Annotated in this window: 12 protein-coding genes; 7 read left to right on the plus strand and 5 right to left on the minus strand. The window is 41.7% G+C overall.

Annotation, left to right across the window (positions count from 1 at the left end; translation table 11 throughout):
* The first annotated feature begins 7 nt into the window (after nucleotides 1-7).
* Complete coding sequence (locus tag K7X70_RS23785; protein WP_222539411.1) at nucleotides 8-1606, plus strand: Na+/H+ antiporter; 1599 nt, start codon at nucleotides 8-10, stop codon at nucleotides 1604-1606.
* Nucleotides 1607-1931: 325 nt separating this feature from the next.
* Nucleotides 1932-2429: a YMGG-like glycine zipper-containing protein gene (locus tag K7X70_RS23790; protein WP_222539412.1), complete on the plus strand. Its 498-nt coding sequence runs from the start codon at nucleotides 1932-1934 to the stop codon at nucleotides 2427-2429.
* A gap of 111 nt (nucleotides 2430-2540) precedes the next feature.
* Here K7X70_RS23790 and K7X70_RS23795 read toward each other — a convergent pair whose 3' ends face one another.
* From K7X70_RS23795 to msrA, 3 genes are all read right to left on the minus strand, one after another.
* Nucleotides 2541-3401, minus strand: coding sequence for an NAD(P)-dependent oxidoreductase (locus K7X70_RS23795; protein WP_222539413.1), 861 nt, complete (start codon nucleotides 3399-3401; stop codon nucleotides 2541-2543).
* A gap of 204 nt (nucleotides 3402-3605) precedes the next feature.
* Nucleotides 3606-4034 (minus strand): VOC family protein, encoded by a 429-nt coding sequence (locus K7X70_RS23800; protein ID WP_222539414.1) that lies wholly within the window; start codon nucleotides 4032-4034, stop codon nucleotides 3606-3608.
* 158 nt (nucleotides 4035-4192) lie between these two features.
* Complete coding sequence (msrA, locus tag K7X70_RS23805; RefSeq protein WP_222539415.1) at nucleotides 4193-4684, minus strand: peptide-methionine (S)-S-oxide reductase MsrA; 492 nt, start codon at nucleotides 4682-4684, stop codon at nucleotides 4193-4195.
* Between the two features lie 205 nt (nucleotides 4685-4889).
* Between msrA and K7X70_RS23810 the strand changes: the two genes are divergently transcribed.
* Both K7X70_RS23810 and K7X70_RS23815 read left to right on the plus strand, forming a co-directional pair.
* Nucleotides 4890-5390 carry a GNAT family N-acetyltransferase gene (locus K7X70_RS23810; RefSeq protein WP_222539416.1) on the plus strand — a complete coding sequence of 167 codons (501 nt, stop codon included), beginning with the start codon at nucleotides 4890-4892 and terminating at the stop codon, nucleotides 5388-5390.
* A gap of 12 nt (nucleotides 5391-5402) precedes the next feature.
* Nucleotides 5403-7307: an AAA domain-containing protein gene (locus K7X70_RS23815; RefSeq protein ID WP_222539417.1), complete on the plus strand. Its 1905-nt coding sequence runs from the start codon at nucleotides 5403-5405 to the stop codon at nucleotides 7305-7307.
* Here the strand turns inward: K7X70_RS23815 and scpC are convergent.
* On the minus strand, nucleotides 7304-8797 hold the full coding sequence (gene scpC / locus K7X70_RS23820; RefSeq protein ID WP_222539418.1) for a succinyl-CoA:acetate CoA-transferase ScpC: 1494 nt from the start codon (nucleotides 8795-8797) through the stop codon (nucleotides 7304-7306). The two genes, K7X70_RS23815 and scpC, sit on opposite strands and share 4 nt — an antisense overlap.
* A 75-nt stretch (nucleotides 8798-8872) precedes the next feature.
* Nucleotides 8873-9700, minus strand: a complete 828-nt coding sequence (locus K7X70_RS23825; RefSeq protein ID WP_222539419.1) for an AraC family transcriptional regulator — start codon at nucleotides 9698-9700, stop codon at nucleotides 8873-8875.
* Between the two features lie 83 nt (nucleotides 9701-9783).
* On the opposite strand from K7X70_RS23825, the gene K7X70_RS23830 reads away from it, so the two are divergent.
* Genes K7X70_RS23830 through K7X70_RS23840 form a run of 3 tightly spaced genes read left to right on the plus strand, consistent with a single transcriptional unit; the run spans nucleotide 9784 to nucleotide 13797 of the window.
* Nucleotides 9784-11139 carry a TolC family protein gene (locus tag K7X70_RS23830; protein ID WP_222539420.1) on the plus strand — a complete coding sequence of 452 codons (1356 nt, stop codon included), beginning with the start codon at nucleotides 9784-9786 and terminating at the stop codon, nucleotides 11137-11139.
* A gap of 20 nt (nucleotides 11140-11159) precedes the next feature.
* Nucleotides 11160-12212 (plus strand): HlyD family secretion protein, encoded by a 1053-nt coding sequence (locus tag K7X70_RS23835; RefSeq protein WP_222539421.1) that lies wholly within the window; start codon nucleotides 11160-11162, stop codon nucleotides 12210-12212.
* Between the two features lies 1 nt (nucleotide 12213).
* The gene (locus tag K7X70_RS23840) at nucleotides 12214-13797 is read left to right on the plus strand and encodes an MFS transporter (RefSeq protein ID WP_222539422.1); all 1584 of its coding nucleotides are present in this window, start codon (nucleotides 12214-12216) and stop codon (nucleotides 13795-13797) included.
* The last annotated feature ends 299 nt before the right edge of the window (nucleotides 13798-14096 follow it).

Consider the following 14096-nt stretch of genomic DNA (forward strand, 5'->3'; position numbering starts at 1 on the left):
TTTGTCCATGATACACGCCAATTTACTGCTGATCCTCGCCTTGTTTTTTGCAATGGCACTCCTTTATTTGTTGAGTCAACGCTGGAAAATCTCCTATCCTATTTTTCTTGTGATCGGCGGATTAGGCATCAGTTTTATTCCCGGTATACCTGCAATAAGCATCAATCCAGATATTGTTTTCCTTATCTTTTTACCACCATTACTATTTGAAGCGGCCTGGTATACCTCCTGGAACGACTTCTGGAAATGGAAAAGGTCCATCATGCTGTTGGGTTTTGGATTGGTATTGATCACTTCCCTGGCGATCGCCTACTTTTCCGTAAGTATCATTCCTGGCTTTACATTGGCTTTAGGCTTTTTACTGGGAGGCATCATCTCTCCACCGGATGCGGTAGCGGCGACCTCTGTATTAAAGGGCGTAGACATGCCAAGACGCGGTTTAACCATGTTAGAAGGTGAAAGTCTGGTGAACGACGCGGCCTCTTTAACCGTATTCAGGTTCGCATTGGCTTCTATCTTAACTGGTCAATTTGTTTTCCAAAAAGCAGCAACAGACTTTATAGTATTAGCCGTAATGGGCGTATTTGTTGGTCTGGTGATCGCACATATATTATATCTTGTACTGAGGTATTGGGCCAAATCATCTAGCATTACTACGCCAATTACTTTAATCGCTCCTTATCTGATGTATATTGTAGCAGAGGAATTCCATTGGTCGGGTGTTTTAGCTGTAGTTAGCGGTGGTCTATTTCTTTCTTTCCGCTCCAACGATTTCTTAAATTACCATACCAGAATACAGACAAAAGAAGTATGGGCAACCGTAGGTTTTCTTTTGAATGGTTTTGTTTTCATTCTGATCGGATTGGAATTACCCGTAATTGTAGCTGCTTTAGACGGTTATTCCATTAAAGAAGCGATTCATTACGGATTGATCATTAGCGCAATCGTGATCATTGCAAGAATTATTCTGGTTTATGTGGTTGCCTTCCTACCTAGGTTCCTGAGCCCAAAAATCCGTGCATCTGAATCAAGTCCTGGTTTAAAACTTCCGTTTATTATTGGCTGGGCAGGAATGCGCGGTGTGGTTTCACTGGCTTCTGCACTAGCTATACCATTAACTTTGGCCAATGGCGATGCTTTTCCCCATAGAAACCTGATCTTATTCATCACTTTTATTGTGATCCTGGTGACTTTGGTATTTCAAGGGCTAACCCTCCCTATTTTCTTACGTTTGCTTAAAGTAGAAGAAACTGAGGACCATGTTCCTTTTGAGCAGCAAAAAGAAGCCATCAGGTTGCAGCTGGCTAAAGAATCTGTGACTTTCCTAAACAGTAAATACCACCAGGAAATGAAGGAATTTGAAACCATTGCAAGAATCAAAGAGCAGCTGGAACGCAGTATCAAGGCGACGGAACAGACTTTAAGCGAGCAAAAAGAACAAGTGGCCTCTGTTAGAAAACTATACGGAAAGATCATGCTTGATTTGATTGCCATGAGAAGAATGGAACTGAATAAACTGCGCGCAACTAAGCAATATGATGATGAGGTGATCCGGGATCTGGAAAGCAGTCTGGATTTGGAAGAAGCGCGTTTATATAAGCAATAATGATCGACAGCGCCTAAAAACATCCGTAGGCAGTAACCTTTGGCTAGTAAGAAGTCGCCTGAATCCGAATTTTAAGAAAATAGACCTGTATTTAGGTCTATTGAAATATAACGGAAACATCAATGCTGTACAAATTGTTCAAAAATTTAGTGCTTTTTTAAATACCTGGTTTCAAGTTTGACAATCAACATTTTATAGTAAAAAGGCATAATAAAGCCAATATTTTTCAGTAACATTTAAGCTACTTTATGTTTATTCTCATGAAGTGATTAAAGAGTTTGGCATCATTTTTACAGGTTACCAGGTGTAAACAATATTCAAAATTATGAAAAAGATATTTTCAGTAGCGGCATTGGCGATTTTATTATCAGCGTGTTCAAATAATGCCAAGGAAGAAGCGATAATCAAACAACAAGCGATTGTTGCTGTAAAAGATAGTCTGAGATTGGATAGTTTCAAAAAAGCAGACGCTCTTGAAAAAGAGAAGCTAGCTAAATTAAAAGATGAAGAGATTCAAAAAGATCGCATAAGAGAAGAAAAAAGAACACTTCTTTTAGCAGAACGTAATGATGCTGCAGAAAGAAGATCTTCGTCATCATCATCATCATCAAACACAGTAGCTACCCCTGCTAAGAAAAAAGGCTGGAGTCAGGCTGCAAAAGGTGCTGCAATTGGTGCAGGTGCCGGAGCGCTTGGTGGTATTTTGGTAGATAAGAATAATGCCAGAGGTGCCATTATCGGTGGTGTTGTTGGTGCTGGAACAGGTTATGTGATCGGTAGAGGTCAGGATAGAAAATCTGGTAGAGTACAACCTAAAAACTAATATTTAAGCTATACATGTATAAGATTTATTAGTGTGATCCACTGATAAATTGTAAAAAGGAAGGGCGTTTAATAACGTCCTTCCTTTTTTGTATTAAACTTATAACTAAGTTTATTTTTTTGCGAGTGATTTGATTACTGCCATTACATCTTCTTCTCCCAGGCCTTCCTGCTGTGCCTGCTGGAAAGTATGAAATAAAGGATCGATTAAAGGGGCATCTAGTCCGGCAGCTTTAGCCAGGCCAAGATCCTTCACCAAATGTTTCAATGCAAAAGCAGCTGGGTACTCTTCCTTTAAAATCGAAGATGTTTTAAGCATTGTGATGCCGTTTCCGCAGGCTCCCTCATTGATAATCGTCAGCATATCAGCTTTACTAACGCCATTCTTTTCCGCAAAAAGCACAGTCTCTGCTAATCCCTGCAAGTTCAAACCCAATAGGTAATTGATCGCAAGTTTTGCAGAACTGCCTACTCCTGCTCCTCCAACATGGACAGAAAGTTTGCCTAAGGCTTCAAAGGCAGGCTTGGCTTTTTCATAAGCTGAGGTTTCTCCGCCCACCAGGATAATCAATGTGCCATCCTGAGCAGGTTTAACACTACCTGATACTGGTGCTTCGAGAAAATCGATATGGTTCTTTTTGCAAAGTTCCGATAAATACCTGGAGGTATCTGGGGAAACGGTACTCATATCAATGATCATTTTACCGGCAGCAGGATTTGTCAGCAGGCCATTTTCTCCTTCAAATACCGCTTTAACTGCTTCGTCATTTGACAGCATGGTAAATACAATGTCGCAAGTATCTAGCAGCGATTGCGGATCTGTGGCCGTACTGGCACCATTAGCGATCAATTCTGCTTCTTTTTGTTTCGTACGGTTGAAAACAACCACTTCAAACCCAGCCTTTAGTAAGTTCTTTACCATTGGGTTTCCCATATTTCCAAGACCTATCCAGCCTAATTTTAATCTACTCATGAGCTATGCTTGTTATCATTCAATTGCCTAAATTAAGAAATTCAATGGTTTGGTTTAACCTTGGAAGGTAAAAGTTAGATTTGAAATAAAATTAGCACCTTATATAAAACTAAAATGGGATTTGGTTGATCACCAAATCCCATTTCAAAAATCAATAACCTAGAATAGGATATTAAGTTCTTCCTCCAATTAATAATTCGAGGCTTACTTTTGATTATAGTCGAAATTTACCATCCACTGAATGCCAAATTGATCAGTCAGCATTCCGAAATATGCACCCCAGAACGCTTTTTCCAGTGGCATCACGATATTGGCACCTGGAGAAAGTGCATTAAATAATTGTTCAGCCTCTGCTTCGCTGTCCGCATTGATACTAATTGAAAAGTTATCACCAATATTTAGCTTCTGGCCCATTGATTCCAATACATCAGTCCCCATTAACGTATTGCCCTTTCCGATCGACAAAGAAACATGCATAATTTTCTCTTTGTCTTCCGCAGACATGTTATCACCATGTGGTGAGTCTTTAAAACGCTGCAGTACCGAAAACTCTCCGCCAAATACAGATTTATAAAAGTTAAAGGCCTCTTCAGTAGTGCCCAGGAAATTCAAATAAGGATTAATAGTTGCCATGGTTATGATTTTAGGGTTGCACTGATTTTAATCAGTACATAAATATATTCAGTTAATTGTACAATTCAAATCTAGCGGTTTTAATGCCGGCTAAAGATGGCTGGACAAGACAATAACAGGGGGTAAATACGACAAAACCCATGGCTAAGCATTCCGGACTAACTTAACTTCCAGTCCGGACGTTCAAAATGGCAAGTATAGCCATACGGAACCTTTTGTAAATAGTTCTGATGGTCCTCTTCAGCATTCCAGAAATCAGTTTCAGGCACAATTTCCGTCACAAATTTACCCGGCCATTTCCCTGAGGCTTCCAGTTCTGCGATTAACGATTTGGCAGTTTCATGCTGCTGTTCATCTACATAAAAGATCGCAGAGCGGTAAGAAGTCCCAATATCGTTTCCTTGTCTGTTTTTTGTAGTCGGATCATGGATCTGAAAGAAATACTCCAGAAGGCCGCGATAACTTAGTACCGCCGGATCAAATACAATCTCTATTCCTTCGGCATGTGTTCCATGGTTGCGGTAAGTTGCATTCGGAACATCTCCTCCGGTATAACCTACAACTGTCGAAATCACACCTGGATGGTGGCGAAATAATTCTTCTACTCCCCAAAAGCAACCGCCTGCTAGAATGGCTTTTTCAGTATTCATATCGTTTTTCTTTTAATAAGCTAAAGGTATCAAATTTTCAAATACCTGATTCAGTTGTAAAGGACTGAAATCTCTGGCTATTTATTGTTAATCTACTATCATTTTTGAGCGATTAGTTGTTAAGATAATTCTTTCTAAATACATTTATAAGCTTTCCTATTTTTTAACGCCCAGGCTTCGTTTAAAAAGCCCATTATTTAGACCTATGCTAAACATTTATACCGCCACAATTAATGATTTTCCGGTGATTCAAAAGATCGCCAATAAAACATGGCCAGCAACATTTGGGGCCATCTTATCTCCAGAACAAATCAGCTATATGCTGGAAATGATGTACAGCACAGCAGCTTTAACGGAGCAGGTGACCCAAAAAGGACATCATTTTTTATTGGTCAAAGACGAGACGAATGATTTAGGATATGCCTCTTATGAACTGAATTATAAAGGCTTATCAAAAACAAAGATCCACAAAATCTATTTACTTCCAGAAGCCCAGGGTAAAGGTGTTGGGAAATTGCTGATGAAAACCATCACAGCAATTGCAAAAGACAACCAGAATACTGCCTTATCGCTGAATGTAAACCGCGACAATTCCGCCTTCCAGTTTTACAAAAACGTGGGCTTTGAACAAGTCGGAGAAGAGAATATCGACATTGGCGATGGCTTCTTAATGGAAGATTATATCATGGAAAAACAATTAGCATAACCCCTATCCCTGTTGGAATATTTCAAAAAACTCCTTGAGTTATTAAAGATTGAACGCGAGGAAGACTTAAGGTCTTACCTCCAATTGACTGCATCTTCTTCTGTAGCTACCCGTAGAGCAAACGGATTGTCCTGGTATCCAATCGCCATCAGAGGCTCAGAAATGAGTCGCGGTGATTATTTAACGGTAGAAGTTGAACGTACCTCACATCAAGAGCTTGCGCACCAGCTTCGTTTTGGTGCTTCGGCGGTATTGTTTTCTAATCATGATCCTAAAGATCGTGTGGAGGGCACCATTACCCATCAAAGCGGCAACCGTTTAAAGATTACTTTAAAAACAGATGAACTGCCAGAATGGACGCGTGACGGCAAATTAGGCATCGATGTATTGTTCGATAATAACAGCTATGATGAGATGCAAAATGCGTTGAAACAAGCTTCTTCGGCATTAGAGAAAACTGAAGACAGCCGGCTGATCAAAATATTAACCGGTCAGGCCAGTCCGACTTTTTCTAATCAGACTGCGCATTACACCATCCCAAAATTAAACCAGGTACAGCAGCAGGCGTTGGATAAAATCCTTTCTGCTCAGGAATTGGCCATTGTTCACGGTCCTCCGGGAACAGGAAAAACAACTACTTTGGTTCAGGCTATAAAGGCATTGATCAAACAGGACCATCAGCAAATCCTTGTTGTTGCACCGAGTAATACTGCGGTAGACCTCCTCACAGAGAAATTGGATGAAGAAGGTTTAAACGTATTGCGCATTGGAAATCCGGCCAGGGTATCAGAAAGATTGCAGTCTTTAACACTCGATGGCAAGTTGTCGGAACACGACAGCATGAAACAAATCAGAGCATTAAAGAAACAGGCCAATGAGTATAAAAACATGGCCCATAAGTACAAGCGGAATTTCGGCCGTGCAGAAAAGGAACAGCGTAAGGCACTCTTTGATGAGGCACATAAGATCATGAAAGAAGTGGGCAATACTGAACAATACATGATTGATGATCTGCTCAATAAAGCGCAGGTGGTGACCGCTACGCTTGTTGGCGCCAACCATTATACGGTCCGCGGACTAAAATTCCATACGGTAGTGATTGACGAAGCCGGACAAGCTTTAGAACCTGCCTGCTGGATTCCGATCCTGAAAGCACAGAAAGTCATCTTCGCTGGCGACCATTGTCAGCTTTCTCCAACGATAAAATCCAATGAAGCGGCAAAAGCAGGTCTGAGTACTACTTTATTGGAGAAAACGACTGCACTGCACCCGGAAGCAGTCACGCTCTTAGAAGAGCAATACCGCATGAATGAAACCATCATGAGCTATTCCTCTCAGGTATTTTATGAAAACAAATTGAAGGCTCATGATACAGTAGCGAATCATGTGCTGTTTTCGGAAGAAGCGCCATTGGCTTTCGTAGATACGGCAGGCTGTGGTTTTGAAGAGAAATCTGAAGGTACAAGTACGACCAATCCGGAGGAAGCTGCGTTCCTGTTCAAACACCTGACACAGCTTGTGACCATGCTTGGCAGCCATTATAGCTCAGAAAATTTCCCTACCATCGCAGTGATCTCGCCATATAAACAGCAAATCTTACTAATGAAGGAATTGATGCTGCATTCGCCGGAATTGATGGTTTATGCCGATAAAATCACGGTGAATACCATTGACAGCTTCCAGGGTCAGGAACGTGACCTGGTTTATATCAGCATGACCAGGAGCAATAATGAAGGCAGTATAGGTTTCCTTTCTGACATCCGAAGGATGAATGTAGCCATGACCAGAGCCAGGAAAAAACTCGTGGTTATTGGCGACAGTGCTACCCTATCCCGCCTTCCGTTTTACTCAGATTTCATCAGCTATGCGGAATCCGTAAACGCTTATCAAAGCGCATGGGAGTTTGCAGATCTTTAATCTTTTTTCATGGTGCCATTTTCGCGCAGTTGGCCATACCAGGCAAACGCTTCTTCCAAAAGATGAGGCGTTTGTCCACCGCGCAGACAAGCCCTTTCAAAGTAATCCAATAGCTCTGCTTTATAATCTGGATGTGCACAGTTTTCAATCAGCACTTTAGCACGTTGTCTGGGCGCCAAACCTCGTAAATCTGCCAGTCCTTGTTCTGTGACAATGACATCCACGTCATGCTCCGTATGGTCAACATGGGAAACCATAGGAACAATCCGTGAGATGGTATCTGATTTTGCAGCGGATTGCGTGACAAAGACACTCAAATAAGCATTGCGGGCGAAGTCTCCGGAGCCTCCAATTCCATTCATCATATTGGTTCCGGCTACATGTGTGGAGTTCACATTGCCATAAATATCACATTCCAATGCGGTGTTGATCGTAATGATCCCCAGCCTGCGAATCACTTCGGCAGCATTACTGATTTCTTGTGGGCGCAGGACGATCTTGTCCTTATATCGTTCGAAATTATTGAATATCTTTTGATAGTATGCTTCTGAAACGGTGATCGATGATCCGGAAGCGAAAGTCATTTTTCCGGCGTCCAGCAGATCGAATGTACTGTCTTGTAAGACCTCTGAATACATGGTCAGGTTTTCAAAATCTCCTTCCATAAAACCTAGTAGTACTGCATTGGCTACCTTACCAATACCTGCTTGCAATGGAAGTAATTCGTTAGTCAGATTACCTTTCTTCACTTCTGCTGAAAAGAAGCTGACCAGGTGTTTTGCGATTGCTTTTGTGGCTTGATCTGGTGCTGCGATTTCTGCTGGACTATCCGTTTTATCCGTGATCACCACAGCAATAATCTTTCTAGGATCAATGTAAATCGATGGGCGCCCTACACGATCCGAGGCCGCTACAATTGGGATCTCACAGCGGTTAGGATAATCTCCCGCCGAAAAGATATCGTGTAAGCCACAAACAGAAAAGGGAACTGCGGTATTGACCTCTATGATTACCTGATCTGCTAATGCAGCAAAAGATGCCGAATTACCTACAGATGTAGTCGGTATGATGCTACCATCTGCTTCAATCCTACAGGCTTCCAGGACTGCAATATCAATTTTAGGGAAATGGTTTGATTTCAAAAGTGTAACGGTTTCTCCCAAATGCTGGTCGATAAACAGGACTTCACCTTTGTTAATTGCCTTTCGCAAGACAGGGTCTACCTGGAACGGCAGACGTAAGGACAGCGCATCGGCATCAGCCAAAGCACCATCTGTGCCATGGCCAAGAGAAGCACCCGTCATGAGTGTAATTTTAAGCGGCTCTTTCTTTGCGCGCTCCGCAACTGAGGCTAATACTGCTTTACTGTCGCCGGCCTTGGTAAATCCACTGGAAGCCACCACCATCTTGTCTTTAAAGAGCTGTGCGGCTTCTTCTGAGGTCATTATTTTGGAAATTAATTCCTCCCTCAGTATTCTATCTGCGTACATACATTTGGTTTAAAACACAAATCTATCCGCATTAATCAGGCAAAAGGTATCCTTTCCCGCCAATTACATATCTTATTATGCCAGCATAGTATCCAGACCTAATGCCCCTTTCATCTTCACATATTCTGAGGGTCTAACGCCCAGTGTTTTATAAAAAGTAGTACTGAAAGTAGGAATACTGTTATAGCCGACCATGGAAGCCACTTCTTTTACCGACATTTTATCCTCCAGCAGCAGCTGAACCGCCAGCATCATTCTTTGAATGCTCAGGTATTGAATAAATGACATGCCCACATCCCCTTGAAAAAGACGGGAAAGACTCCTTTCGCTCAATCCGAATTTGCTGGCTAATGCAGGGAATACTATGGCTTCAGACAGGTTATCTCCCATATAATGAATGACAGCGGCCAGGCGTTTATCTTTTGCATAAGGCAAAGCCAGAGGCAATTTATACAGACTCACCTCTGGTAATATCGCCTTTAAGGCCAATGCAAAGCGATAAGAACTCAGCGCTGACTCGTCAATATCTCCACTCCATCTGTTGCTGAAAATGATCATTTGAAGCAATAAATCATTGACTGGATAAATTCCTTTTTGCTGATAAAATGGGTTTTCATCAGGTTCCACAGGGAAATAAAGGTTTCTCATCGTCACATCTGCCGAACTGGGATGAATGCTATGGATCACACCGGGAGGAATCCACATGTAATGCCTTGCAGGCAGGAAGTACGTCTTTTGCTCCGTACTCACGTGAACCACTCCGCCCTCAGTATATAGAAACTGTCCTTTCTCATGTTGATGTGCAGAAATGTCCTGCTCTCCCATCAGGTCGTGCATACAATAGATCGTATGAGGGAGTTTATCTACTTCTGTTAGATAGTAATCTTTATGAATATTGGCCATGGCTGAAATGAATAAACATTTGACCAACAAAGATAATCAAGCCAACTGGAATGGTTGCAACTTTGTAATGAAAAATCTACACAATGAAAAAGCTCCCCCTTATCGCAAGGGAATCATTAAATACCTTGAGCAGTCTGCCTAAAAGACTGTTCGGTACACTATTGTTAACCGGGATCATGATCTTCCCTGTTCAAGCACAACAAATTTTAACACTGCCTCAAGCCCTCAATCTGGCAGCCGAACACAACAAAACCGTTCAGAAATCCAAGATCCAACAGCACATTGCGGAGGAAGAAACGAAAGAAAAGGAAGAAATGAGGATTCCAGAAGTGGATTTTCATGCTTCTTATGCCAGAATCACAGATTTAACTGAGTACAAAAGCGGATTAAGCGGCAAAATGGTGACTGCTACGATCCCAGAGATGGCTGATGTAACCTCCTCGGCCAGAATGCCTATTTATACTGGCGGACAAATTAAATATAGCATCAGGAAAGCCAGGCAAGAACAGGAAATTAGCAGGTTGAACGTTCAGAAAACGCTAAATGACGTGAAGATTGAGGTAGTAGCAACTTATCTGGGTATATTCAAACTGATGGAACTGCAGAAGCTGATTCAAGAAAACATCAAAGAGGAAGAAGATCGTTTAAAGGAAGTCAGGGCGTTCAAAGCACACGGAACAGTAACGGGCAACGAAGTATTGAGGGCAGAATTACAACTCTCAGATATGCAATTGCGCCTTTTGTCCAACCAAAAAAACATCGCCATTGGCCTCCATGATTTACAAACCCTGCTGGAATTACCTGAAGAAGGAAAGTTGTCATTAGACACTAATGGATTACTCGGCAATCAGTTAACGCTTTATAATTACCAGGATTATCTTGCTGCTGGTTTTCAAAAAGAGGAAATGGGGATTGCTAAACAGCAGGAAGCCATCCGTCAGACGGAACAGCACCTTGCGAAAAGTAATTATTATCCTAAACTCAATTTGTTTGGTTCTTATGGCTATAACTACCCCAATTATATGTTCTTTCCGCCAACAGACAACGGCTATACATTGGGAAAGATTGGAATAGAGCTCAATTTCAGCCTATCTAATTTATATAAAAACAAGACTAAAATGAAGCTGGCAGCGCAAAGGTTGGAAGAGGAAAAAGTAAATACGGACCTCCTTGGGAACCAAATCCGTAATGAGGTTTTTAAACAATACACCAAGTATCAGGAAATTATGGATCAGCTGCCGGTTACAGAGAAAGCAAAAAGACAAGCTACTGAAAACTACAGGATCATTAAATTGAAGTACTTGAATCAATTGGCATTGGTGACCGATATGCTGGATGCCGATAATGCCTTACTCCAGGCCAAATACAATGTCGTATCTACCAGGATCGATGCTTTAATGAAACATTACGAGCTGCGTTATGCAGCAGGACAATTATAAATCAGCCCGCTAAACTTACAATGAACACAGCAAAAGCGCCTGCTCAGCATGGCCCATTCCACACTTTTTTTACCATTATTGCCAGCGTAATAGCTGCAGGAGGCCTGATCATGGGCATCTGGTTTTTCATCTTTTACAATAATAATGAGGAGACAAATGATGCACAGATTGATCAGTATGTGACTCCCGTGGTGACGCGTATTACGGGTTATGTGCAGGAAGTCAAGTACGTAGAAAATCAATTTGTACATAAGGGTGATACTTTAATCGTCATCGACAACAGAGAATATCAATCCCATTTAGACCTGGCTTTGTCGGAAATTGAAAACGCGAAAGAGAGTATTGGCGTACTGCAAAGAAATGTAGCCACTACCAGAAGTACTACTGCGGTTCAGCAATCTCAGCTGGATGCGGCAAAATCGCAGGTATGGAAGGCGGAAGAAGAATACAAACGCTATAATGCACTTTTGAAAGAAGATGCGGCTACCCAGCAGCAGGTAGAAACCATGAAATCAAATTACGATTCCGCCAAAGCGCATTATGAAGAGATTTTACATGCGCTGCAATCTACCGCATTGAGTACTTCGGAAGCTTCTTCGAAGGTACCGGTAGCGAAAACTGTGATTGGCGGAAAAAAAGCAGCAGTAGATAACGCCGCCTTATACCTCTCCTATACCATTTTAACGGCTCCTTACGATGGATGGGTGGGCAAGAAAACCATTCAGCCCGGACAGCTGGTCAAAGAAGGACAAACGCTGGTTTCCGTAGTGAGTCAGGAGAAATGGATTACAGCAAATTATAAAGAAACACAGGTTGGAAGGATCACAATTGGCCAGAAGGTCACTTTTAAAGCGGATGCCAGCGGCGATCAGGTTTTTAATGGGATTGTGGAATCGTTCTCCCCAGCAAGTGGCGCAAGGTTTTCGATGCTTCCGCCAGACAATGCCACTGGAAACTTTGTGAAAATCGAACAGCGAATTCCAGTGCGCATAAAACTGATTGATCCTGTAAAGGAGACTGAATTTTTACGCGCCGGGATGAATGTGATTGTTGTTGCTAACCACCAGAAGTAACATGGCCAGTCAGACTGTATTTAAGCCCTGGATGCCCGATTGGGCGGTAAAGGGAGTATTGATCTTCTGTATGTTGCATTCCATGGTTTTGTTAGGATTGTATACCTCTAATACGACCTATTCCGCAAGTTTTCTGGATGTGGAAGTCGAGGATTTACAGTATGCAATGAGCCTCACCTATGGTACTTTTTTGGCGACCATATTGATTGAAAGCCGCTTGTTCAAGTATTTCCCAACACGCAATTATTTCATGGCCATCTATTTCCTGGCGGCAGTTAGTTTTATCATTTCGGCATATACACATGATTATGTATTGTTTATTATCTTAAGGATGGTAGAAGGTGTATTAATGGCCCTGCCATGGATTCCTTTGAGATTGCTGCTGCTCAGCAGGTTCAAATCTAAAAATGCCATCATCATTGTGTTCTCCCTGACGTATGGAACTTTGCTGATCGCCTCCCCTTTTATCATGAACATCGTAGTCTGGCTGCTCGAAAATTACGACTGGAAATACATGGCTTATGGGTCTGCATTTTTTCAGTTGATATGTGTGGCATTGGTGCTGATTACTTTCAACGGACATCGTTTCCATAAGAAAACACCACTTTATCAGGTAGATTGGGCAAGCTATGTGCTGGTACATACGGCAATTATTTGCGGCGCTTTTGTATTGATTTACGGGGAAAAAAAGTACTGGTTCCAATCTTCGCAAATCATCCTCTCGACAGCGATTACAGCAGTTAGCTCTGGTTTATTCCTGGTGAGACAACTATTAGTGAAGCGTCCCTGCTTCGATTTAAAGGTTTTTCGCTATACCAATCTGCGAACCGGACTGGTTTTATTTGTTCTCTTTTATATTTCGAGAGCGAGTTTGAACATTTGTCACACGACAATGAGCAAGGTCTGGAATTGGGAACCTGTACGCGTAGCCAATATTCAATACCTAAATGCTCTGGGAGATCTCATAGGGATTCTTATTGCCGCGGTATTGCTTTCCAAAACAGTGGCGACAAGGTATATTTTCATTCTTGGATTTAGCCTGATGGCAATTTATCATTTATGGTTTACTTTTCTATTTGTTCCGGATGTATCCTTGGGAGATATTGTCCTACCTTATATTCTTCAAGGCGTTGCTGTGGGAGTTTTGTTTGTTCCCCTGGTATTGTTTACAGTTTCTTCCGTTCCGGCATACCTTGCCCCTTTTTCTGGCACTGTAGGTGTGACCGGGAGGTTCTGGGGCAGCACGATCGGCTTTTGTGTGATGCAAAATGCACAGGTGTTTCTGGAGCAGAAACATTACAGCAAGTTTAGGGAAACCATTATTCCTGAACGTCCGGAAATTCAGGAACAGATCAGCAGGTACACCCAAAAGTTCCAAGGGAAAGGTTTTAGCCTGGATGAAGCCAGTACATTAGCAATGCAGCAGATTACTGCTGGCTTGAAAAAACAAGGTGTTTTACTCTCCAATATGGAGATCTTTACGGCAATTGGTTTTGGGTTGATTGTTTTAGTGGTCTTATTGATTTTCAATCGCCACCTCAGACAGACGTTCGATATCTTTAAAAACAGGATTTGGGGCAGTTAAAATATGTTTGTAAAGAATTTATTGCGAAATAGCTACCTGGCAGGATAATAAATCGTTGCTTTTGATGATGTATTCTTAAAAAAAAATACTGACTTCACAGAGACCAGAAACATTTGATTATTAAATAAATAAGTAGAATAAAGTGTCATTAAACAGGAATCAGCTCGGAATTAACACAATTATTTTTCAAATTAATTAGCAAATTAATATTATTTTTCTACCTTTGCACTCCCGAAACAAGGGAACATAAATGATTCCGTAGCTCAGCTGGTAGAGCATTACACTTTTAATGTAGTGGT

The sequence above is a fragment of the Pedobacter polysacchareus genome, assembly GCF_019802255.1.
Taxonomy (GTDB): domain Bacteria; phylum Bacteroidota; class Bacteroidia; order Sphingobacteriales; family Sphingobacteriaceae; genus Pedobacter; species Pedobacter polysacchareus.

Excerpts from the sequence above, each read along its gene's own strand:
- K7X70_RS23785 (WP_222539411.1), top strand. The coding sequence starts at position 8 with ATGATACACGCCAATTTACTGCTGATCCTCGCCTTGTTTTTTGCAATG.
- K7X70_RS23790 (WP_222539412.1), top strand. The coding sequence starts at position 1,932 with ATGAAAAAGATATTTTCAGTAGCGGCATTGGCGATTTTATTATCAGCG.
- K7X70_RS23795 (WP_222539413.1), bottom strand. The coding sequence starts at position 3,401 with ATGAGTAGATTAAAATTAGGCTGGATAGGTCTTGGAAATATGGGAAAC.
- K7X70_RS23800 (WP_222539414.1), bottom strand. The coding sequence starts at position 4,034 with ATGGCAACTATTAATCCTTATTTGAATTTCCTGGGCACTACTGAAGAG.
- msrA (WP_222539415.1), bottom strand. The coding sequence starts at position 4,684 with ATGAATACTGAAAAAGCCATTCTAGCAGGCGGTTGCTTTTGGGGAGTA.
- K7X70_RS23810 (WP_222539416.1), top strand. The coding sequence starts at position 4,890 with ATGCTAAACATTTATACCGCCACAATTAATGATTTTCCGGTGATTCAA.
- scpC (WP_222539418.1), bottom strand. The coding sequence starts at position 8,797 with ATGTACGCAGATAGAATACTGAGGGAGGAATTAATTTCCAAAATAATG.
- K7X70_RS23825 (WP_222539419.1), bottom strand. The coding sequence starts at position 9,700 with ATGGCCAATATTCATAAAGATTACTATCTAACAGAAGTAGATAAACTC.
- K7X70_RS23830 (WP_222539420.1), top strand. The coding sequence starts at position 9,784 with ATGAAAAAGCTCCCCCTTATCGCAAGGGAATCATTAAATACCTTGAGC.
- K7X70_RS23835 (WP_222539421.1), top strand. The coding sequence starts at position 11,160 with ATGAACACAGCAAAAGCGCCTGCTCAGCATGGCCCATTCCACACTTTT.
- K7X70_RS23840 (WP_222539422.1), top strand. The coding sequence starts at position 12,214 with ATGGCCAGTCAGACTGTATTTAAGCCCTGGATGCCCGATTGGGCGGTA.